At 71.2% G+C, this 21,107-nt stretch carries 21 protein-coding genes, 1 tRNA gene, 1 pseudogene and 2 riboswitches; of the genes and pseudogenes, 6 read left to right on the top strand and 17 right to left on the bottom strand.

The genetic code is table 11. The features are described from left to right. Window positions 1-197: 197 nt before the first annotated feature. The 4 genes from ACWDS7_RS04275 to ACWDS7_RS04260 form a co-directional block, all read right to left on the bottom strand. Complete coding sequence (locus ACWDS7_RS04275) at window positions 198-2,714, bottom strand: ABC transporter permease (RefSeq protein WP_451928050.1); 2,517 nt, start codon at window positions 2,712-2,714, stop codon at window positions 198-200. A gap of 1 nt (window position 2,715) precedes the next feature. Further along, on the bottom strand, window positions 2,716-3,486 hold the full coding sequence (locus ACWDS7_RS04270; RefSeq protein ID WP_306856505.1) for an ABC transporter ATP-binding protein: 771 nt from the start codon (window positions 3,484-3,486) through the stop codon (window positions 2,716-2,718). A 186-nt stretch (window positions 3,487-3,672) separates the two neighbouring features. Then, window positions 3,673-4,326 (bottom strand): response regulator, encoded by a 654-nt coding sequence (locus tag ACWDS7_RS04265; RefSeq protein WP_451928049.1) that lies wholly within the window; start codon window positions 4,324-4,326, stop codon window positions 3,673-3,675. Window positions 4,327-4,453: 127 nt separating this feature from the next. Continuing rightward, window positions 4,454-5,659: a sensor histidine kinase gene (locus tag ACWDS7_RS04260; protein WP_306856508.1), complete on the bottom strand. Its 1,206-nt coding sequence runs from the start codon at window positions 5,657-5,659 to the stop codon at window positions 4,454-4,456. Window positions 5,660-5,902: 243 nt separating this feature from the next. Here ACWDS7_RS04260 and ACWDS7_RS04255 point away from each other — a divergent pair, with 243 nt between their 5' ends. Together ACWDS7_RS04255 and ACWDS7_RS04250 are read left to right on the top strand one after the other, a co-directional pair. Beyond that, window positions 5,903-6,277 (top strand): hypothetical protein, encoded by a 375-nt coding sequence (locus ACWDS7_RS04255; protein WP_451928048.1) that lies wholly within the window; start codon window positions 5,903-5,905, stop codon window positions 6,275-6,277. A gap of 58 nt (window positions 6,278-6,335) precedes the next feature. Continuing rightward, window positions 6,336-7,079, top strand: coding sequence for an SAM-dependent methyltransferase (locus ACWDS7_RS04250; protein ID WP_451928047.1), 744 nt, complete (start codon window positions 6,336-6,338; stop codon window positions 7,077-7,079). Window positions 7,080-7,129: 50 nt separating this feature from the next. Here the strand turns inward: ACWDS7_RS04250 and ACWDS7_RS04245 are convergent, their stop codons facing one another. The 3 genes and pseudogenes from ACWDS7_RS04245 to ACWDS7_RS04235 all read right to left on the bottom strand — a co-directional run. Further along, a complete protein-coding gene (locus tag ACWDS7_RS04245) occupies window positions 7,130-7,270 on the bottom strand; it encodes a hypothetical protein (RefSeq protein ID WP_451928052.1) in 141 nt (46 codons plus the stop codon). 127 nt (window positions 7,271-7,397) lie between these two features. Then, a tRNA-Leu gene (locus ACWDS7_RS04240) sits at window positions 7,398-7,471 on the bottom strand. A 30-nt stretch (window positions 7,472-7,501) separates the two neighbouring features. Beyond that, window positions 7,502-7,672: pseudogene (locus ACWDS7_RS04235) on the bottom strand (HNH endonuclease); the annotation flags it as partial. Between the two features lie 93 nt (window positions 7,673-7,765). Between ACWDS7_RS04235 and ACWDS7_RS04230 the strand changes: the two are divergent. Then, a complete protein-coding gene (locus tag ACWDS7_RS04230) occupies window positions 7,766-7,993 on the top strand; it encodes a hypothetical protein (protein ID WP_306856511.1) in 228 nt (75 codons plus the stop codon). Between the two features lie 20 nt (window positions 7,994-8,013). Here ACWDS7_RS04230 and bcp read toward each other — a convergent pair whose 3' ends face one another. Further along, window positions 8,014-8,478, bottom strand: coding sequence for a thioredoxin-dependent thiol peroxidase (gene bcp, locus ACWDS7_RS04225; RefSeq protein WP_451928046.1), 465 nt, complete (start codon window positions 8,476-8,478; stop codon window positions 8,014-8,016). Window positions 8,479-8,589: 111 nt separating this feature from the next. Here bcp and ACWDS7_RS04220 point away from each other — a divergent pair, with 111 nt between their 5' ends. After that, window positions 8,590-8,928 carry a DUF3618 domain-containing protein gene (locus tag ACWDS7_RS04220; RefSeq protein ID WP_451928045.1) on the top strand — a complete coding sequence of 113 codons (339 nt, stop codon included), beginning with the start codon at window positions 8,590-8,592 and terminating at the stop codon, window positions 8,926-8,928. A gap of 172 nt (window positions 8,929-9,100) precedes the next feature. On the opposite strand, the gene ACWDS7_RS04215 is transcribed toward ACWDS7_RS04220, so the two are convergent. Next, on the bottom strand, window positions 9,101-10,294 hold the full coding sequence (locus tag ACWDS7_RS04215; protein WP_451928044.1) for an amino acid deaminase/aldolase: 1,194 nt from the start codon (window positions 10,292-10,294) through the stop codon (window positions 9,101-9,103). Between the two features lie 151 nt (window positions 10,295-10,445). Here ACWDS7_RS04215 and ACWDS7_RS04210 point away from each other — a divergent pair, with 151 nt between their 5' ends. After that, a complete protein-coding gene (locus ACWDS7_RS04210) occupies window positions 10,446-11,063 on the top strand; it encodes a DUF6286 domain-containing protein (RefSeq protein WP_451928043.1) in 618 nt (205 codons plus the stop codon). 185 nt (window positions 11,064-11,248) lie between these two features. Here the strand turns inward: ACWDS7_RS04210 and ACWDS7_RS04205 are convergent, their stop codons facing one another. Next, window positions 11,249-12,949: a hypothetical protein gene (locus tag ACWDS7_RS04205; protein ID WP_451928042.1), complete on the bottom strand. Its 1,701-nt coding sequence runs from the start codon at window positions 12,947-12,949 to the stop codon at window positions 11,249-11,251. Window positions 12,950-13,059: 110 nt separating this feature from the next. Here ACWDS7_RS04205 and ACWDS7_RS04200 point away from each other — a divergent pair, with 110 nt between their 5' ends. Further along, complete coding sequence (locus ACWDS7_RS04200; RefSeq protein WP_451928041.1) at window positions 13,060-13,575, top strand: alpha/beta fold hydrolase; 516 nt, start codon at window positions 13,060-13,062, stop codon at window positions 13,573-13,575. On the opposite strand, the gene ACWDS7_RS04195 is transcribed toward ACWDS7_RS04200, so the two are convergent. From ACWDS7_RS04195 to ACWDS7_RS04165, 7 genes are all read right to left on the bottom strand, one after another. After that, on the bottom strand, window positions 13,562-14,938 hold the full coding sequence (locus tag ACWDS7_RS04195) for an L-serine ammonia-lyase (RefSeq protein WP_451928040.1): 1,377 nt from the start codon (window positions 14,936-14,938) through the stop codon (window positions 13,562-13,564). The two genes, ACWDS7_RS04200 and ACWDS7_RS04195, sit on opposite strands and share 14 nt — an antisense overlap. Before the next feature lie 79 nt (window positions 14,939-15,017). Continuing rightward, window positions 15,018-15,407, bottom strand: a complete 390-nt coding sequence (gene gcvH / locus ACWDS7_RS04190) for a glycine cleavage system protein GcvH (RefSeq protein WP_451928039.1) — start codon at window positions 15,405-15,407, stop codon at window positions 15,018-15,020. Beyond that, entirely contained in the window at window positions 15,407-16,492 is a 1,086-nt protein-coding gene (gene gcvT / locus ACWDS7_RS04185) for a glycine cleavage system aminomethyltransferase GcvT (protein ID WP_451928038.1), read from the bottom strand. The genes gcvH and gcvT overlap by 1 nt, the downstream gene beginning before the upstream one ends. Before the next feature lie 33 nt (window positions 16,493-16,525). After that, window positions 16,526-16,620, bottom strand: a riboswitch (glycine riboswitch). Next, window positions 16,621-16,719: riboswitch (glycine riboswitch) on the bottom strand. It lies immediately after the preceding riboswitch. Between the two features lie 87 nt (window positions 16,720-16,806). Beyond that, window positions 16,807-17,502, bottom strand: coding sequence for a gamma-glutamyl-gamma-aminobutyrate hydrolase family protein (locus tag ACWDS7_RS04180; RefSeq protein ID WP_451928037.1), 696 nt, complete (start codon window positions 17,500-17,502; stop codon window positions 16,807-16,809). 141 nt (window positions 17,503-17,643) lie between these two features. Then, window positions 17,644-18,408 (bottom strand): 3-oxoacyl-ACP reductase, encoded by a 765-nt coding sequence (locus ACWDS7_RS04175; protein ID WP_451928036.1) that lies wholly within the window; start codon window positions 18,406-18,408, stop codon window positions 17,644-17,646. Window positions 18,409-18,413: 5 nt separating this feature from the next. Beyond that, a complete protein-coding gene (locus ACWDS7_RS04170; protein ID WP_451928035.1) occupies window positions 18,414-19,760 on the bottom strand; it encodes an aldehyde dehydrogenase family protein in 1,347 nt (448 codons plus the stop codon). A gap of 2 nt (window positions 19,761-19,762) precedes the next feature. Next, window positions 19,763-21,106, bottom strand: a complete 1,344-nt coding sequence (locus tag ACWDS7_RS04165; RefSeq protein ID WP_451928034.1) for a glutamine synthetase family protein — start codon at window positions 21,104-21,106, stop codon at window positions 19,763-19,765. Window position 21,107: the final 1 nt, after the last annotated feature.

Here is a 21,107-nt window from a genome sequence, read left to right as displayed (position 1 = left end):
CGAGTGCGGCGTTGTAGGGGTGCTCGTGGATGGCCCGTAGCAGTGCGGTGGAGCGTGCCCAGACGTCGTCGCAGCCCAGCCGGTGACCGGAGCGCCCAGCCCGCGGGCGGGGCCCGGTCGGCCACCGAAGTGCCCGGCCCGCGGGCGGGGCCCGGTCGGCCACCGGAGCGCCCGGCCCGCGGGCGGTGAGTGCCAGGTCAGCCGGCGGCGAGCGAGCCCACGATCGAGGCGCGCGCCGCCCGGCGGGCGGGCAGCACGGCGGCGACCACCCCGGCCAGGCCGGACAGCGCCACGAACGCCAGGATCTGCAGGACCGGGAGCTGGAAGACGACGTCCTCCGTCATCGTCCGCGCCGCGGCCCAGCCGAACGTGACGCCGAGCACCACGCCGACCAGCGCGCCGATCAGCCCCAGGATGAGCGCCTCCACCGAGAGCATCCGCCGTAGCTGGGGCCGGGTCAGGCCGAGCGCCCGCAGCAGCGCCGACTCACGGGTCCGCTCGTGGACCGACAGGGAGAGCGTGTTGGCGATGCCCAGCAGGGAGATGAGCACCGCCAGGCCCAGCAGGCCGGTGATGATCATCAACATCATGTCGAGCGCCTCGTCGAACTCGCCTCGGACATCCGTCGAGCTGGCGACCTTCGCCGTCGGGTACGGCTGCGCCGCCGCCTCGACCACCTTGCGGGACCGCTCGGGGCTGACGCCGTCCTTGGCGTTGATCATCACCCGGCTGTCGTCGACCGTGCCGAAGTAGCGCTCGAAATCCTTGTCCGGCACGGTCACCTCGGCCAGATCGGTGTTCTGCGGGTCGAAGGTGGACACGATCGTGAGGTCCACCGTGCCGGCCCTGGCCGTCCGCACCGGCAGCCGGTCGCCGACCTTGAGCTTGAGGCGCTTGACGACGTGGTCGGCGACGACCGCGGTGCCGGGCCGGAGAAGGTCGATCGAGCCCGTGGCGAGCTCCGGCCTGAAGTCCGAGCCGGCGGTGAAGGTCCCGACCTCATACTTCTCGCCCCTGTCACCGGCCCTGGCGGCGCTCGCCCGGAAGGCGACGACCGAGGTCAGCTCGGGCTTGGTCCGCAGGTCCTCGGCCAGCGCGCGGGGCAGCCCGGAGTCCCGGGCCTGGGCCTGGACCATGTAGTCCACGGGGAACTGGTCGTCGAGCTTCTGGGTGTAGGTCATCCGGATGGTGCCGGTGAGGACGGCGATGAGCGTCATCAGCGTCACGCCCACGGTCAGCGCCACGGTGGTGGTGGCCGACCGCTTGGGGTTGCGCCGCGAGTTGTCCACGGCCAGCTTGCCGGGCACCCGGAACAGCTTGGCGGGCAGCCAGCCCACGAAGGCGCCGAGCGGCTTGACGATCACCGGGCCGAGGGTCAGCACCCCGAGGAAGACGAGAGAGCCCCCGGCCATGACCACCACGAGCGCGGTCTGACCGGCCCCCATGTTCAGCGCGGCCACCGTGGCGCCCACGCCCGCGACCAGGAACAGCGACGCGAAGATCACCCGGGTCAGGCCCGCCCGGAAGGTGTGCTCCTCGACCTGCGTGCGCAGCGCCGCGATCGGTGCGACCTTCGTCGCCGACCGCGCCGGCAGCAGCGCCGCCCCCACCGTGACGACCAGGCCGATGAGCAGGCCGAGAGCGATCGTGCGCGGCGTCAGCGCGGCGGTCGCCTCGGGCAGCGGCGCCCCGACCGAGGACAGCACGGCCAGCGCCCCCGCGCCCAGCCCGTAGCCCAGCAGCAGGCCCAGCACCGACGACAGCACGCCCACCACGACGGACTCCAGCACGATGGAGCCGAACACCTGCCCGCGGGTCGCGCCGATGCAGCGCAGCAGCGCCATCTCGCGCGTCCGCTGGGCGACCAGGATGTTGAAGGTGTTGTAGATGACCAGCGCGGCCACGAACATCGCCACCAGGCCGAACAGCAGTAGGCCCAGCTTGAGGAACTCGGTGTCGGCCCCGTTCTGCCTGGCCATGGCGTCGGCGTACTGCTTACCCGTCTTGACCTCGTATCCCGAGCCCAGGGCCGCGGCGACCGAGTCGCGCACCGTCTCCTGCGACACTCCCTCGGCGGCCGCGACGTCGACCTCCCGGAAACCCTTCTCCCCGGTCATCGTCTGGGCCGCGCCGGTGGTGAAGCCCACCGCACCGGTGTAGCCGAGCTCCTGGTTGAGGCCGACGTCGAACAGGCCCACCAGCGTGAACCGGTGCTCGGCGTTCCCGGAGTCCAGCACCGTGACGGTGTCGCCGACCTTGAAACCGCGGGTCTCGGCGGTGTTCTCGTCGAGCACGGCCTCCGTCGGGGTCTTCGGGGCGGAGCCACTGGTGATCGCCGTGCGGTTCAGCGAGCCCTCGGCGATGGAGATGCCGGCCGTGGGATAGTCACCGGCCGCCTTGCCGTCCTTGCCGATCAGCGCGGCGGTGCCCTGCACGAGCCCCTGCGCGTCGGCGACGCCGCCGACGGCGCGGATCTTCTCCAGCGTGGCGGCGGAGACGGACGGCACCGCGTCGGACTTCTCGTCCGGCACGGGCAGCACGGCGACATCGATCTTGTCAGCCGCCGCGGAGAACTTCTGGGTGAAACCCGCTTCGATGGTGTCGGTGAGCACGAACGTGCCCGCGATGAAGCCCACCCCCAGCGCGATCGCCAGTGAGGTGAGCAGCAGGCGCAGCTTGTGCGCCCGCAGCCCGGCCAGAGTCGTCTTCAGCAACTCAGGCCTCCAGCTTCATCAGCGTGTCGAGCACGGTCTGCGGCGTCGGCTTGACCACCTCGCTGACCAGCAGGCCGTCACGGAGGAAGACCACCCGGTCGGCGTAGGAGGCCGCGACCGGGTCATGGGTGACCATCACGATCGTCTGGCCGAGCTCGTGCACCGAGGTACGCAGGAACGACAGCACCTCCGCGCCGCTGCGCGAGTCCAGGTTGCCGGTCGGCTCGTCGGCGAAGATGACCTGCGGCTTGCTGATCAGGGCCCGGGCCACCGCCACGCGCTGCTGCTGGCCGCCCGACAGCTCGGTCGGCTTGTGGCCGAGCCGGTCACGCAGGCCCACGGTCTCCACGACCCGGTCGAACAGATCCCGGTCGGCCTGGCGCCCGGCGATCTCCAACGGGAGCCGGATGTTCTGCTCGGCGGTCAGCGTCGGCAGCAGGTTGAACGCTTGGAAGATGAAGCCGATCCGCTCGCGGCGCAGCAGGGTGAGCTGCTTGTCGCCCAGCCCGGTGAGCTCCACGTCGCCGATGTGCACCTGCCCGCCGCTGACCGTGTCCAGCCCGGCCAGGCAGTGCATCAGCGTGGACTTGCCCGACCCGGAGGGGCCCATGATCGCGGTGAAGGCGCCCGTCGCGAAGGAGACGTCCACCCCCCGGAGGGCGTGCACGGCAGCGTCCCCCTGCCCGTACACCTTGGTCAGACCTCTGGCTACCACGGCGGCCGCCACGCTCTCCCGCGCCTTCCAGGCGCCGACCTCTCCGGTGATGGTCACGTCAACTCTCCTCGGCAAACATCTGCGTTTACGACGGGATAAACGCTATTGCCGGAGAAAGCGCAGGCCATCGGACTGAAGGACGGACTCTCCCTCCGCCGCAGGGCTCCCGCGGAAGGATCACCGCCACCTCAGGGGTAGCCCCGCATCGGCCATTCGGCCGAGGAGCACCCCGCCGCCGCCGCGCTAGCCCGCCGAATGCGGGGTCACGAGGCCCGACTCGTAGGCGTACACCACGACCTGCGCCCGGTCCCGCAGGCCCAGCTTGGCCAGGACCCGGCCCAGATGCGTCTTGACCGTCGCCTCCGCCAGCACCAGCCGGTCGGCGATCTCCGTGTTCGACAGGCCCCTGGCCACCAGCACGAGCACCTCCCGCTCCCGCGCGGTCAACCCGGTCAGCGCCGCCGGCTCCGCCGCGCCCGGAGAGGGGAGATGCACGGCGAAGCGCTCCAGCAGCCGCCGTGTCGTGCTCGGCGCGACCACCGCGTCCCCGCTGTGCACCGAGTGGATCGCACTGATCAGGTCTGACGGCGGCACGTCCTTCAGCAGGAACCCCGAAGCACCCGCCTTCAGCGCCGCGAACGCGTAGTCGTCCAGGTCGAAGGTGGTCAGGATCAGCACGCGGGGCCGCTCGCCCGCCGCGCAGATCAGCCGGGTCGCCTCCACCCCGTCCATGACCGGCATCCGCACATCCATCAGCACGACGTCGACCTCGGCCGTCCGCGCCGCCTCGACCGCCGCGGCCCCGTCGCCCGCCTCCGCGACGACCTCGATGTCCGGCTGCGCGCCGAGCACCATGCGGAACCCGGCCCGCAGCAGCACCTGATCGTCGACCAACATGACCCGGATCACCGGCCGCTCACCGCTCCCCACCCCCTCCGCCGGCTCCCCGGCCTCCACCGGCACCGGCTCCCCGGTCCCGCGCCGGTCCGGACGGAGACTCCGCCCACCGCGTCCGGCACGCCCGTCACGCGGCCCGGCTCCGCCCGGTCTCGCCGATCGGCAGCCGCGCGGTCACCTGGAACCCGCCGCCCATGCGGGGCCTGGCCTCGACGCTCCCGCCGAACATGGCCGCCCGCTCCCGCATGCCGACCAGACCGTGCCCGCCCGGACGCCCCGGGGCGGCTGCGCCGCGACCGTCATCGGTCACCCGCAGAAGCAGCTCGCGCAAGCCGTACTCCATCTCGACCGTGGCCCTGGTGTCCGGACCGCCATGCTTGAGGGTATTGGTGAGCGCCTCCTGCACGATCCGGTAGACCGTCAGCTGCTCCCCCTCGGGCAGCTCCTGTGGAGCGCCGGTGACCTGGAAATCGACCGGCAGCCCCGAGGAACGCACCTGCGCCACCAGGTCGTCCAGCTGCGACAGGCTCGGCTGCGGGGCGTATTCCTCCTCGACGGCGGCGCCGTCGGTCCGCAGCACGCCGACCATCCTGCGCATCTCGGCCAGCGCCTGCCGGCCCGTGACGGAGATGGCCTGCATGGCCTTACGGGCCTGCTCGGGATCGCTGTCGATCGCGTAACCCGCCCCGTCGGCCTGAACGATGATCACACTCACGTTGTGCGCGACCACGTCGTGCAGCTCGCGGGCGATGCGGGCCCGCTCGGCCGCCGCGGCCAGCTGGGCCTGCTGGTCCCGCTCCCGCTCGGCCCGCTCGGCCCGCTCCTCCAGGCTCTCCAGATAGTGGCGGCGGGTGTTGGCGTAGATCCCCGCGATCCAGATCGCGACCACGAACACCGAGGCGCTGGCGAAAGTGCGCGGATCAGGATTTGTCGTGATCTGACCGAAAGACAGGGCGAGCCCCAGCTCGGCCACCAGGCCCGCCGCGATCGCCCACCGCAGCGAGCACAGCGACGCCACCGCGTACATCGCGATGAGCACCGCCATGTTGAACGGCGTCGCCTCCACCCCCGACAGCCACTGCCCGAAACTCACCGTCGAGACGATCGCGAACACCGTCAGGGGCCACCTCCGCCGCCAGAACAGCGGGACGACCAGCACCACACCCAACCCCAGATAGCCCCAGAAGCCCATCCCGCTCTGCCCGAGGTAAAGCTCCGGATCCAGCGCCAGCCCGACGACGGTGCCCAGACAGGCCAGCATGAACGGCGCCAGCCACAGGGCGTCCACAGCACTGGGATGGCGCCGGCTCCAGGCGCGTAATCTGCCGAACACATCACCACAATACGTATCCGCAGATCAATGCCCTTCCCCCTCAGGGGGGAGCCCCGTCTACGACCCAGGTCGCACATCACCCATGGCTTACGCCTTCTTTACCCCCAATTGGGCATCATGGTTTCCGGGAGCACCCTCCGGGGTGAGTAAAGGGAGAATGTTTGTGATGGCGGATCACAATCACGCCGGGTCGCGCGGTGAAAAGGATGCACCGCGCGACCCGATCTCCGGCGCCGCCACCGGATGACCCTCCCGCAGCCGACCAAACATTCACAGGCCGAACCGCACCAGGCGGCCGACCGGCTCCGGGCCCCCTCCAGCGTCCTCCTCCGGGGCGATCTGCGGCCTCACCATGACGGCGCCTACACCCAGCTCCGCGGCAACGACATCTACGGCCGCCACGAGTGCTACTTCGACCCACTGTCCGCACGCGGCCGGCGCTCCTCACGCGGCGGCGACATCGGCGGCCCGGTCTTCCAGACCACCAACGGCAACGTCTCGGTGCTCGCCGTGGGCACCGAGACCGGCGTCCACCACGGCTCCGGCCTCGAAGAGCTCATCTTCCAGGACTACGGCACCGCCACCCGCGACCGGCCGGGCCTCACACCCCTCACCTGACCACCCGCCGGATTTATTCAGTGGTGCGCCAGTCCCGACGTCGGGCATATTCACCCCGGTGGAACGCCAACTGATCAGTCATATCGCCCACCAGGACCATCCGATCGCCTCCCCGGTGAGCGACGCGCATCTGGAACGCCTTCTCACCCGGGCGAAACTCCCCGCCGGAGCACGCATCCTCGACCTCGGATGCGGAGAGGCCGCCTGGACGCTACGGGCCCTGGAACTGCACCCCGGCGCCACCGCCGACGGGGTCGACATCTCCTCGCACGCGCTGGCCGCCGCCAAGAAGGAGGCCGACCGCCGAGGGCTGTCCGACCGGCTCAACCTCCACGACGTCCCGGCCGCCGACTTCACCGGCACCGGCCCCTACGACCTCGTGCTCTGCGTCGGCTCCACCCACGCCTTCGGCGGCCTGACCCAGACCATGGAGGACATCAGCCGCCACCTGCGCCCCGGAGGGCTCGCACTGGTGGGAGAGGGCTTCTGGGAGCAGCCCCCGAGCCCGCAGACGCTGGCCGTACTCGACGCCCGGCCCGACGACTACGGAGACCTCCCCGCGACCGTGGCCCAGGCCGAGAACGCCGGATACGCCACCGTCTACGCGCACACCAGCGAACCCGCCGAATGGCACGAATACGAGTGGTCCTGGACCGGCACCCTCACCAACTGGGCCCTCGACCACCCCGGCCCCGACGGCGACGCCGCCCTCGCCGCCGCCCGCGACCACCGCGACATGTGGCTCAACGGCTATCGCGACACCCTCGGCTTCGTCACCCTCCTGCTGCGCCGCACCGCCTGAGAGCGGTCAGGCACCGGTCGGCCGCAGGGCCGCGGCCGACCGGCCGGACCTCACCCCGTCGCCTCCCCGCCGCCACAGCCCTCCGCGGTGTTCCACGGCTCCGCCCCAGCACCCTCGTCCATCTCGCCGAACGCGACGGCGTAGTCCTCTTCGTGAGTGGATTCGCGCAGCAGTTGAATCGCTTTACGCATCACCGCGGATCTCGTCCGGACGCGTTTCTGATTCAAGTAATACTCGATGAAGAAAGCGTCCTGGGGGGACAGGGTGACACTGACCGTCACGGACCTGAGATCGACGGTATAATTCTTAGGACGTTTGTGGGGCCGCCGGGATTCGAACCCGGACTGCGCGCCACCTAAAGACGCTGCCTCCTGCCGTTGGGCTACGGCCCCTCTGTTTTTCCCTGCGAAGTTCTCCGTCTGAGAATGGCAGTTCGGACAGAGAAATCGCAAGTTATTTATTCTGTTGTCAAGCCAGTCGCCGTTGAGATGGTCGACGTGCAGTGTGAGCGGTCCACCTTCCCAGACGCCCTCGATCTTACAGCCATCGCACCGGTAGGGCACGCCCGCTTCCTGAAGCGCCCGGCGGAGCATGGGGGGCTTGGTCCTGAGGGAACCCGGTGGGCGTACGCGGAGAACCTCGCTCGGTGGAAGCCGCCTGGCCGAGCGCCGTCCTCGATGATGTGCTTGGCCGAGAAAGTGCGAGGTGTCGATCCCGAGGCGCTTCAGTTGGCGGCTGATGTGGGCGTGATTGCCGCCCGCGATGGTGATGCCGAGGTGGCGGAGGACGTCGGCGATGCTGAGGGAGTTGGCTGCCGCCTCGGCCAGCATTTCGGGGGTGTACTTGTATTTGGTTGGCATGCCCCAAGGATAGGTAATGGGGCTGACATTTCTTGGGGCATGCGCATGCTGTGATAAATGGCGAAAAACGGTATTTATTCGAGCCCGAGTTCGCGGCGGAGGCGGGCCACGTGGCCGGTCGCCTTCACGTTGTAGAGGGCCTTTTCGATTTTCCCGTCGGCGTCGATGACGAAGGTGGAGCGGATGACGCCGAGGGTGGTCTTGCCGTACATCGTCTTCTCGCCGTAGACGCCGTAGGCCTTGTGGACCTCCAGGTCGGGGTCCGACAGGAGGGGGAAGGTCAGGGCGTCGCGCTCGACGAACTTGGCGAGCTTGGCCGGGCTGTCCTTCGACACACCGAGGACCACCAGGCCCGCCGCGGTCAGGGAGGCGAGGCTGTCGCGGAAGTCGCAGGCCTGCTTGGTGCAGCCGGGGGTCATCGCGGCGGGGTAGAAGTAGAGGATGACCCGCTTGCCGCGGTAGGCGTCGAGGGAGACGGTGGTGCCGTCGGCGGCGGGGAGAGTGATGTCTGGGGCGGCGTCGCCCGGCTCGAGTTTCATGTGGCTCCTCTGAGGAATCGTTCCCGGGTCAACTTACCGGCCGACCTGAAGTGTCGTGGGAGGGTCGGACCTGACAGACTGATCAATGTCAAGGGCGATGAGAGGAGAGCCATGGCGGACACCGATCCCGCGGAGTTGGAGCGGCGGATCGAGCGGACCCGTGCGGAGTTGGCCCAGACGGTTGACGCCATCGCCGATCGGGTGAGCCCGAAGAAGGTCGCGAGGCGCACCGTCGCCAAGGCGGAGACGAGCGCGAGGCAGTTCCTGGTCTCGGTGGGGGACCGGGTCGGCGAGGCGGTGGGGGGCGCGCCGCGGCCGGTCAGGCTGGGTGATGAGCCCGATGACCTGTGGGCGGACGATCGGCCGGATCTGGCGCCGCTCCTGATCGGGGTGGGCGCGGTGCTGGCGGTCAGCGCGATGATCATGCTCTGGCGGCGCCGGCGCGGCTGATCCGGCGGGTCCGCCGCCGGCGCCGGTCTCCGTCCGGGGGAAGGCCCGGCTCGGAGGATGGCCCCGGCTCAGCGGCCAGGCTCGCAGGATGGTCCGGCTCAGAGGCCAGGCTCGGAGGACGGTCAGGCCCGGAGGCCAGGCCCGGAAGGTGACCCGGCTCAGAGATCAGAGGTCAGAGGAAGGTCCGGCCCTCGCCCCGGTAGGTGGGGGCCTCGTCCACGATCTCGTCGCCGTCGATCAGGTGCAGGGTGGCGAAGCGTTCGCAGAGCTCGCCCGCCTTGGCGTGCCGGAACCAGACGCGGTCGCCGACGCGCAGGTCTTCGGCCGCCTGGCCGAGGAGCGGGGTCTGGACCTCGCCGGCGCCCTCGTCGGGGTCGTAGCGGAGCCCGCAGGGCAGGTAGGGCTGGGGGAGGCGGTCGGGGCCGGGGGCGCCGGAGGCGTGGTAGCCGCCGCCGAGGACGGTGACGACGCCGGGTGCCGGGCGGCGGACGACGGGCAGGGCGAACAGGGCGGCGGGGCGGCCGGTGAAGCCGCGGTAGAAGTCGAACAGGCGGGGGTGGAAGAAGCCCGATCCGGCGGCCACTTCGGTGACGGCCTTCTCGCGGGCGGTCTTGTCGATGCTGCCGGTGCCGCCGCCGTTGACGAACTCCAGGTCGGCGATCTGGGTGACGGCCTGGACGATGCGGCCCCTGCGCGTGATCAGCTCGCGCCGCGACTGGGCCTGCATCAGGCGGATCGCCCTGGTGAGGGCGGGGTTGCCGGGAGGGTTGTCGCCGACGCCGGCGATCTGGGCTTCGTAGGCCATCAGGCCGACCAGGCGGAAGCCGGGCCGTTTGGCGACGTCGGCGGCCAGGTCGGCGGCCTGGTCGGCGTCGCGGATGGGGGAGCGCCGGGCGCCGGCGCGGAATCTGCCGCCGAAGGCGATGAATCCGGCGTCGATGTCAAGACATATCCGGATCTCGTGGCGGTCGCGGACGTCGGCGACGGCGGACTCGATGAAGTCCAGGTGCTCGGCCCGGTCCACCATCACGGTGATCTCCTGTGCCGCGCGGGTGTCGGCGGCCAGCGCGGCCAGTGCGGCGCGGTCGGCGGTGGGGTAGGCGACGAGCACGTCCCGCAGGCCGGTGGAGACCAGCCAGAGGGCCTCCGGCAGGGTGAAGGCCATGATCCCGGCGAAGCCGTCCATGGCGAGGATCCGTTCCAGGACGGGCCGGGATCTGATCGATTTGCTGGCGACCCTGATGGGCTTGCCGCCGGCCCGCCGTGACATGCCGGCCGCGTTCGAGCGCAGGGCTGCCAGGTCGAGCAGGGCGAACGGGGGGTCCAGGTGCGCGGTGGCCCGGTCGTAGCGCTGGCGGTCGTCCATGACGGCAGGATAACCTGATCCAACCGAATATGAGTATTATTCATATTGGTGGCGCGGCGGTAAATTCTCCGGCCAGGGCGGCTCCAAGATCGTGAAAGTGGCAGGTCGGGACCCGCGCGGGACGCCAGGGCCGCGTAAACCTGACCGGGTGATGAGCACTCTCCAGGACATCCTGTCGAGCGCGGGGAGCACAGCGGGCGGGGAGAACCTGAACGCGGTCCGCCGCCGGTCACTGCGGTCGCTGAGACCGGGCAGGACCCCGGCCGGTGTGGTGGTCGCCCTGGCGGCCTCCCTCACACTGTCCACCGCGACCGGGGTGACGGTGGGGCTGGTGACGGGCTCGCCGTTCGGGCGGATGCCGTACCGGCAGTTCGCCGCCTGGGTCGGCGAGGCGCAGTGGTCCGACACGATCCCGCTCCTGGTGTCGCTGGCCACGCTGATGACCGGGACCCTGCTGCTCGCGCTCGCGGCGCTGCCGGGCAGGACCCGGCTGGTGCCGCTGGAGTCCGCCGACCCCCGGATGGTGATGGGCCTGACCAGGTCCGGGCTCCGCCGCACGCTGCGGGCGGCGGCCCAGTCGGTCGACGACGTGGACAAGGCGCGGGTGCGGCTCGGCTGGCGGAACATCGAGATCACGGTGGTCAGCGACGCGGAGCGGACCGGGCCGCTGCTGCGCCAGGTCGGCACGGCGGTGGGCGACCGGATGGCGGGACTGGGCGCGATGTGCGGGGGCGAGGTCATGGTACGGCTGCGCAGGCGGGGGATCTGATGAAGGTCTACCAGGGCAACCGGATCGGCCTGGCCGTCACCGGGGCGGTGCTGGCCGGGGGCGGGCTCTACGGGTTCCTGCGGGGGTGGGGCAAGCTCCCGCAGCCGCGCGGGGACCGGATCCTGAACAGGGAGCTGCCCGCCCACCTGGCCGAGCACCCGTGGGTGGGCTGGCTGGCCGCGCTGCTACTGATGGTGCTGACGCTGCTGGCGATCCGGTGGCTGCTGGGCGCCGTGGGCTGGGGGCGCTGGGGGAGCCGGACGGGCAGCGGGATCGCGATGCTGGGGGTTGCGCTTAAAGAAGTCGAAGGGCTCAGGCGCATCCATGTCAGGGCGGTGGCGGGCGACCGGCTGCGGATCGGGATCAGCTGCGGGCCAGAGGCGGACGTCGCCAAACTCGTGGCGCGGCTGAACAAGGACGCCGTCGGCAAGGTCCGCAGGACGGTCGGCGACGACGGGCTCGGGGCCTCCGTCCGTCTGCACGTCAGGCGCCGCTGACGGCCGTCGCCGGGTGCCGAAGGCCAGTCCGGCGGCCAGGCACACCAGCGGCAGGGCGGGCACCACGTAGCGGTGGTCGAAGGCGGCGATGAAGGGCGGCAGGACCAGCAGCACGGTGCCGGCGGCCCACGGCATCAGCACGGCGCCGCCGAGGTCCCGCAGGCGGAGCAGGACGCCGGCGAGGCCGGCCAGCAGGATCGCGGCGAGGAACGGGCCGCGCAGGAAGCCGTGCTCCTGGTAGGCGCGCAGCCAGCCGGCATAGGGCTCGACCAGGGAGGGCGCGCCGGAGACGCCCTGGTAGGCCGTGGTCACCTCCTCGGCGGTCCTCCCCTGGGAAGCGGTCCCCTTGGGGAAGGGCCGGGCCGTGTCGGGGAAGACGTAGGCGCTCTGCGGGCCGGGGGTCGGATAGACCCGGCGGGTCCAGTCGAAGATGTGGGCCACGTCGGTCAGGCCCGCCCGGAGGAAGTCCAGGGGCTGCGCCTTGATGGCCTGGACGGCGAAGTCGCCGGCGAGCCTGTCGCGCTCGGCCCAGCTGCCCTTGACCTTGTTGAGCGGCGACGCGCCGTCCCAGATGTATACGGGCGGGGGTTTGCGCTCGCTCACCGGGCCGGGGAGGCAGAGCGCGGCCTCCGGCCCGGCGGGCTTGATCTTCGCGCAGTCGGCGAAGGTCGCCGTGCGTGCCCACAGGAAGGCGTTGCCCCGAGTGAGCCCGTAGTCGCCGTGCTCGGACCTGAACCAGGTGGCGTAGGCGCCCAGGCCGATCGCGGCGGCCAGCGCGGTGGCGGTGACCGCCTTCCAGCCGGCGCGGCCGATCACCAGGCAGACCAGCACCACGGCGGTCAGCGGCAGCCCCATCGTCCGGGTGACGGTCGCCGCGGCCAGCAGGGCCCCGGCGAGGAGGGCGGCCCACACCGGTGGTCGGCGCCGCCACAGCAGCAGCGTGACCGCCAGGACCGCCAGGAACTCCATCAGCAGGTCGGCCATGACGAGGTGTTCGAGCTGGACCTGGTGGACGTCCAGCAGCACCGGCAGCGCGGCGAGCGTCGCCCCCCATCCCGGCAGGCCGCCCAGCCGGCGCAGCAGGAGATAGACGCAGACGGCCATGGTCAGGCCGAGCAGGTGCTGGAGCACGACCACGGCCTGGACGCTCGACAGCGGCTGCAGCGTCCACAGCAACAGGGAGTAGCCCGAGGGGCGCGACTCCATGGGGCGGGGGTCGAGTCCGGCGTTGAGGTAGACGAAGGAGTCGGCCCAGAACCACAGGGCCGGCCGGTAGCCGAGCACGGCCAGGATCCTGAGCCCGGCGCCGGCCAGCAGGGCGGCCAGGAAGAGCCCGTGGGCGCCGGAGAGGCGGAGGAAACGGCTCGCCGGACGTTCTCCCGCTGGCACCAGGACCTCCCGAGTCTCCGAGGCAGGCGGGCTCCATGACAGGAGCCACCGTGACGAGCCACCCAGCATAGGTGCGAGACGGGGCGATCCCGTACGAGATGATGAAGCCCGTGCCGATCGACCTGTTCACCCGAGAAGTCGGGGGGCCCGCGGAGCGGACCCTGCTGGTCATCCACGGCGGGCCGGACTGGGACCACAGCTACCTGGTGGAGCCGCTGATCCGGCTGGCCGGCCGACACCGCCTGGTCTTTCCCGACCTGCGGGGATGCGGGCGCTCACCGAAGGGCGACCTGGAGTACACGCCGGACGCGATCGTGGCCGACCTGCTCGCCCTGATCGGCGGCTCGGCCGTCGACGTCCTGGGTTTCTCGTACGGCAGGCTGCCCTCGCCGCGCCTTCCGGACGGCCCGCGGCGCCTGGCGGCGCTGGGCGTGCCGATGCTGCTCCTGCACGGCCGCCAGGACATGGTCTTCCCGGCCGCGCTCGCCGCGCGGGCGGAGAGGGTGATCCCCTCGGCCACCGCGCGCGTGCTGGAGGAGGCCGGGCACATGGCCCACATCGACCAGCCGGACCGGTGGCTGGCGGAGGTGCAGGGTTTCCTGGACGGCCGGTTCAGCATTCGATGACGTTGACGGCCAGGCCGCCGCGGCTGGTCTCCTTGTATTTGTCGAGCATGTCGCGGCCGGTGTCGCGCATGGTCTTGATGGCCTTGTCCAGGGAGACGAAGTGGCGGCCGTCGCCGCGCAGCGCGATCCGGGCGGCGGTGATGGCCTTGATCGAGGCCACCGCGTTGCGCTCGATGCACGGGATCTGCACCAGGCCGCCGATCGGGTCGCAGGTCAGCCCCAGGTTGTGCTCGATGCCGATCTCGGCGGCGTTCTCCACCTGCTCCGGGGTGCCGCCCAGCACCTCGGTGAGCCCGGCGGCGGCCATGGAGCAGGCCGAGCCGACCTCGCCCTGGCAGCCGACCTCGGCGCCGGAGATGGAGGCGTTCTCCTTGAACAGCACGCCGATCGCCCCCGCGGTGAGCAGGAAGCGGACCACGCCGTCGTCGTCGGACTTGGGGGTGAAGCGGTCGTAGTAGGTCAGCACGGCCGGGATGATGCCGGCGGCGCCGTTGGTCGGGGCGGTGACGATCCGGCCGCCCGCCGCGTTCTCCTCGTTCACCGCCAGGGCGTACAGCGAGACCCAGTCCATGGTCTGCAGCGGGTCCTTCTCCGGGGACTCGCTCTGCAGCCGCCGGTGGAGCTGGTGGGCCCGGCGTCTGACCTTCAGCCCGCCGGGCAGCACGCCCTCCTTGGCGGTGCCGCGCCGGACGCATTCGGCCATGACCCGCCACAGGTGCAGCAGCTGGTCGCGGATCTCCTGCTCCGAGCGGCCGAAGGCCTTCTCGTTCTCCAGCATCAGCCCGGAGATCGACAGGCCGGTCTCCGCGCAGTGGGCGAGCAGTTCGGCGGCCGTCGTGAAGGGGTGCGGCAGGACGGTGTCGTCGGGTTTGATCCGGTCGGCGCCGGTGGCGTTCTCGTCCACCACGAAGCCGCCGCCCACCGAGTAGTAGACCTTCTCGCGGAGCTGCTCACCCGTCTCGGAGAAGGCGGTGAAGCGCATGCCATTGGGGTGGTGCGGCAGCGAGATCTTGCGTTCGAACACGAGGTGCTCGCCGACCACGAAGGGGATCTCGCGGGAGCCGTACAGGGAGATCGTCCCGGAGCCGCGCATGGCGGCCAACCGGTCGTCGACGGTGTCGACGTCCACGAGCTCGGGCTTCTCACCCGACAGGCCCAGCAGGACGGCCTTGTCGCTGCCGTGGCCCTTGCCGGTCAGTCCGAGCGAGCCGTACAGGATCACCTCGACCCGGGCGGTCTTCTCCAGGAGCCCGTCCTGCTCCAGGCCGCGGGCGAATTTGTGCGCGGCGGCCATCGGCCCGCCGGTGTGCGAGCTGGACGGGCCGATTCCGATCTTGAAGAGATCGAAGACGCTGATCGCCATTGATCTGGTCCTTGCCTTCACATCGCCGTGACCACGCGCACCCGGTGGTGCGCGTGATCACGGCGCAAGAGGAGAAATTTCAGGACTCACCCGAGGTGAGCGCGGCGTACTCCTCGGCGGACAGCAGGTCGTCGGCGTCGCCCTCAAGACGGACGCGGAACAGCCAGCCATCACCGTAGGAGTCACTGTTGACCAGGGACGGGTCGTCCACGACGGCCTGGTTGACCTCGACGATCTCACCGCCCACCGGCGCGAAGATGTCGCTCACCGACTTGGTCGACTCGACCTCGCCGACGGCGTCGCCGGCGGCGACCGTCGCCCCGACCTCGGGGACCTGCACGTAGACAACGTCGCCCAGCGCCTCGGCGGCGTAGGCGGTGATGCCCACGGTGAGGGTCAGGCCGTCATCGATGCCCGCGATCCACTCGTGCTCCTTGGTGTAGTGCAGGTCATCGGGAATGCTGCTCATTATTTCCTCCTGTAGAAAGGCAGGTCGACGACGTCGACCGGTTCGCGACTACCCCGGATGTCCACCGCCAGGCCGGTGGACAGGCCGTTGTCCACGTAGGCCATGGCGATGGGCCGGCCCAGTGACTGGGAAGGGGCCCCGCTGGTGACCTCGCCGACGACGGCGCCGTCCTCGGAGACCACCGGATACCCGTGCCGGGGCACCCGGCGGCCCGTCGCGACCAGTCCGACCCGGCGACGGGTCGGCGGGACGTCCTTGAGAGGCTCCAGGGCGGCCCGGCCGACGAAATCGCCCGGCTTGTCAAACCTCACCACACGGCCGAGCCCCGCGTCGAACGGAGTGAGATCGGCCGACAGCTCGTTGCCGTAGAGCGGCATGCCCGCCTCCAGGCGGAGGGTGTCGCGCGCCGACAGCCCGGCCGGCAGCAGCCCGTGCGCCGCGCCCGCCTCGGTGAGCGCGGCCCAGAGCGGCTCGGCGTCGGCGGCGGCGACGAACAGCTCGAAGCCGTCCTCGCCGGTGTATCCGGTGCGGGCGATGAGGGCCTCGCGGCCGGCCACGGTGGCGGGCAGGCCGGCGTAGTACTTCAGCCCGTCGAGGTCGGCGTCGGTGACCTCGCCCATGATGGCGCGCGAGCGCGGGCCCTGGACGGCGACCAGCGCGTACTGCTCGGAGCGGTCGTCCACGGCGGCGTCGAAGGACTTGGCGCGCTCGGTGAGCTCGGCGGCGACCCGCGGGTAGTTGGAGGCGTTGGCGACGACCATGAACTCCTCGTCGGCCAGGCGGTAGACGATCAGGTCGTCCAGCACGCCGCCGGAGGGGGAGACGATCATCGTGTAGCGGGCGCGGCCCGGCTCAAGGGCGGACAGGTAGCCCACCAGCGCGTAGTCGAGGGCCTCGCCGGCCTGCGGGCCGGTCACGAAGATCTCGCCCATGTGGGACAGGTCGAACAGGCCCGCCGCCTGGCGGACCGCGTTGTGCTCGGTGGACTCGCTGCCGTAGCGCAGCGGCATCAGCCAGCCCGCGAAATCGGTCAGCGTCGCGCCGAGGGCCTCGTGGACACCGCGCAGCGGCGTAGGTCGGGACATGTTCGCACCTCAGGCAGGGGTCAGATGAGAGCATCCTCCCCCTCTGTCATCGATGCCTGAGAGCTTCGCCCGGTTTTTACCGGACTTTCACCTTCGGCGAGGCCGCGAGACCTGCTTTCCAGAGGCCACCTACCCGCACGGTCCTTTGCCTTGAGAGGTTCGCGGGGAGGGCTTGCTCCTTCAGGGGTCCTGGCCTGGATGTCAGGACGCTCTCCCGCGCGGGATTCATCGGTGTCGTGACCAGCCTAACCGCCCGCACCGGCCGAGCGAAATCCCCCGGGCGCGTGTTCTCGCCACCGGGGCGGCCGCGCCGGTCAGGGGCGGCTGCGCCGTACCAGTTCCTCGAACAGCGGGCACTCGTCGTCGGCTTCGGGGTGCCACTGGACGGCGAGGGCGAACGGGTGGCCCTCCAGCTCCACGGCCTCGACCGTGCCGTCCTCGGCGTGGGCGGTCACGGTCAGGCCCGCACCCAGCCGGTCGGCGGCCTGGTGGTGGTAGTGGGCCACGTCCGCGGTCTCGGCGTCGAGGATCTTGGCGATCTGGCTCCCGGGGGTCAGCCGTACCGGCATCCGGCCGAAGCGGCCGGGGGCCGGGGCGTGCCCGCTGTGGCCGACCTCGTCGGGCAGGTGCTGGCGCAGGCTGCCGCCGAGGGCGACGTTGAGGACCTGCAGGCCCCGGCAGACTCCCAGCAGCGGGATGCCGCGCTCCAGGGCCGCGCGGGCCAGCCCGAACTCGGCGTCGTCGCGGAAGCCGCGGACGTGGCCGGTCCGCTCGTGCGGGGCCTGGCCGTACCGTGCCGGGTCGACGTCCCCACCGCCGGCCAGGATCAGCCCGTCCAGGCGCCCGGCCAGCGCGGCGGGGTCACCCACCGGCGGCAGGATCACCGGCTGCCCGCCGGCGCGGGCCACGTGGTCGACGTAGCCGTACGGCAGGAGCGCGGTGGGCATCTCCCAGACGGTGAACGTGGCGGGCTCGATGTAGCAGGTGATGCCGATGACGGGACGGGACATGATCTCTTTCTTGCCGGACGCCGGGACGTGGGGTGTCTGCCCACGTCCCGGCACGTTATCGGGCGTGGAGGGGCTGGGGCGGGCAGACACGGCCGGGGCCCTTCCACGGGCGGTCCCGGCCGCCGCCGGGCGCCGCGGCGGTCACAGCGGGGTGACGTAGGCGCCCGAGATGCCGCCGTCCACCAGGAACTCCGAGCCGGTGATGAAGCTCGCGTCGTCCGAGGCCAGGAACGCCACCGCCGCGGCGATCTCGGAGGCCTCGGCGAAGCGGCCGGTGGGGATGTGCACCAGGCGGCGCTGCGCCCGCTCGGGGTCCTTGGCGAACAGCTCCTGCAGCAGCGGCGTGTTGACCGGCCCCGGGCAGAGCGCGTTGACCCGGATGCCCTCGCGGGCGAACTGCACCCCGAGCTCGCGGGACATGGCCAGCACCCCGCCCTTGGAGGCGGTGTAGGAGATCTGGCTGGTGGCCGAGCCCATCACGGCCACGAAGGACGCGGTGTTGATGATCGACCCCTTGCCCTGGCGCCGCATGTAGGGGATGGCGTGCTTGCAGCACAGGTAGACCGAGGTGAGGTTGACCTCCTGGACCCGGCGCCAGGCGTCGATCCCGGTCTCCAGGATCGAGTCGTCCTCCGGCGGCGAGATGCCCGCGTTGTTGAAGGCGATGTCCACGCTGCCGTAGGTGTCGAAGGCGGTCCGGAACATCCGGACGACGTCCTCCTCGCTGGTGACGTCGGCCTTGACGAACAGGCCGTCCACCTCGGCCGCGGCCGCCGACCCGCTCGCCTCGTCCAGGTCCACGCACACGACGCGGGCGCCCTCCTGGGCGAACCGGCGGGCGGTGGCCAGGCCGATCCCGCTGCCCGCGCCGGTGATGACGGCGACCCGGTCCTGCAAACGCTGCATGGCTGTCAATCCTCCGAAATGAAGACGTTCTTGGTCTCGGTGAACGCGGTCAGGGCGTCGGGGCCCAGCTCCCGGCCGAGGCCGGACTGCTTGAAGCCGCCGAACGGGGTCCAGTAGCGGACGCTCGAATGGGAGTTCACGCTGAGGTTGCCCGCCTCGACGGCCCGGGCCACCCGGAGGGCGCGGCCGACGTCCCTGGTCCAGATCGACCCGCTGAGGCCGTATCTGGTGTCGTTGGCGATCCGTACGGCGTGCTCCTCGTCGTCGAAGGGCACCACCGCCACCACCGGCCCGAAGATCTCCTCGGTGAAGGCCGGGTCGTCGAGGCTGTCGGGGGTCAGCAGCGTCGCGGGGAACCAGAACCCGGGTCCCTGCGGGCACCGGCCCTGCAGGCGGACCGGCCCGGTGAGGTAGGAGGCCACCCGGTCGCGGTGCTCGGCGCTGATCAGCGGCCCCATCTCGGTGGCCTCGTCACGGGGGTCGCCGACCCGGACCTTCAGCACCGCCGCCTCCAGCCGTGCCAGGAAGTCGTCGTGGACGGTGCGCTCCACCAGGATGCGGGAGCGCGCGCAGCAGTCCTGGCCCGAGTTGTCGAACACCGCGTACGGCGCGGTCGCCGCGGCCTTGTCCAGGTCGGCGTCGGCGAAGACCACGTTGGCGCTCTTGCCGCCCAGCTCCAGGGTGATCCGCTTGACCTGCCCGGCGCACTTGGCCGCGATCTCCTTGCCCACCTCGGTCGAGCCGGTGAACACGATCTTCGCCACGTCCGGATGGTCGACCAGCCGGGCCCCGGCCACCTCCCCGGTCCCGGGCAGGACCTGGAGCACCCCCTCGGGCAGGCCCGCCGCCAGGGCCAGCTCGGCCAGGCGCAGGGCGGTCAGCGGCGTCCACTCGGCGGGTTTGACGATCACGGTGTTGCCCGCGGCCAGCGCCGGGGCCACCCCCCAGGTCATGATGACCATCGGGAAGTTCCACGGCACGATCACGCCGACGACGCCCAGCGGCTCCTGGAAGGTGACGTCCAGCCCGCCGGCCACCGGGATCTGCCTGCCGTGGTTGCGCTCCGGCGCTCCGGCGTAGAAGTTCAGCACGTCACGGACGTTGCCCGCCTCCCAGCGGGCGTTGCCGACCGTGTGCCCGGAGTTGGCGATCTCCAGCTGGGCCAGCTCCTCGGCGTGCTCCTCCACCAGGGAGGCGAAGGCGCGCAGCAGCCGGGCCCGGTCTCCGGGGCCGACGGCGCGCCAGGTGGCGAAGGCGCGCCTGGCGCGCTCCACCGCCCGGTCCACCTCGGCGGCGTCCACCGGCTCGACCTCGGCGATCACCTCTTCGGTCGCCGGATTGATGATCTTCATGTTCACATCCGCTCGAATCCCCGGAACAGCTCCCAGTCGGTGACCGCCGCGTCGAAGGCGGCCAGCTCGACCCGGGCGTTGTTGGCGTAGTGCGCCACGACGTCCTCGCCGAAGGCGTCGCGGGCCTTGCCGGAGCCCTCCCACAGCTCCAGCGCGCCGCGGAGCGTGTGCGGCACGGTCTCCGCCCCCGACGCGTAGGCGTTGCCGGTGAACGGCTCCTGGAGCGGCAGCTCGTTGTCGATGCCGTAGAGCCCGGCGGCGATCAGGGCCGAGACCGCCAGGTAGGGGTTGACGTCGCCGCCGGGCACCCGGTTCTCGATCCGCAGCGACGGCCCGTGGCCGACCAGCCGCAGCGCGCAGGTGCGGTTGTCCACCCCCCACTTGACCGCGGTGGGGGCGAAGCTGCCCGCCACGTAGCGCTTGTAGGAGTTGACGTTCGGGGCGTAGAGCAGGGTCAGCTCGCGCAGGCAGGCCAGCTGCCCGGCGATGAAGCGCCGCCCGGTCTCCGACAGCCCGTACGGCCCGTCCCCGGCCATGACCGGTTCCCCGGCGGAGTCCCGCAGGGAGATGTGGATGTGGCAGGAGTTGCCCTCGCGCTGGTTCGGCTTGGCCATGAACGTGAGCGACATGCCCTCCTGGGAGGCGATCTCCTTGGCGCCGTTCTTGTAGACGGCGTGGTTGTCGCAGCTGGTGAGGGCGTCGGCGTAGCGGAAGGCGATCTCGTGCTGGCCGAGGTTGCACTCGCCCTTGGCCGACTCGACGTACATCCCGGCGCCCTCCATGCCGAGCCTGATCCTGCGCAGCAGCGGCTCGACCCGGGCGGTGCCCAGGAGGGAGTAGTCGACGTTGTAGAGGTTGGCCGGGGTCAGGTCCCGGTACGCGCGCCGCCAGGCCTGCTCGTAGGTGTCGTTGTAGACCACGAACTCCAGCTCGGTCCCGACGGACGCGCCCCAGCCCCGCTCGCCCAGCCGGTCGAGCTGGCGGCGCAGGATCTGCCTCGGCGAGGCGGCCACGTCCGAGCCGTCCTCCCACACCAGGTCGGCCATCAGCAGGGCGGTGCCCTCCTGCCACGGCACCCGGCGCAGGGTGGACAGATCGGGTCTCATCACGAAGTCGCCGTATCCCCGCTCCCACGACGACATGGCGTAGCCGTCCACCGTGTTCATGTCCACGTCCACCGCGAGCAGGTAGTTGCAGCCCTCGGAGGCGTGGTGCAGCACCTCCTCCAGGAAGTAGCGCGCCGACAGCCGTTTCCCCTGCAGGCGGCCCTGCATGTCGACGATCGCCAGCAGCACGGTGTCGACCCGTCCCGCGGCCACCTCGTCGCGAAGCTCGCTGACGTCCAAG

The organism is Streptosporangium sp. NPDC003464 (assembly GCF_053588315.1).
Note: the sequence above shows the minus strand (reverse complement) of the source record. Positions and strands in the feature narration are given on the sequence as shown.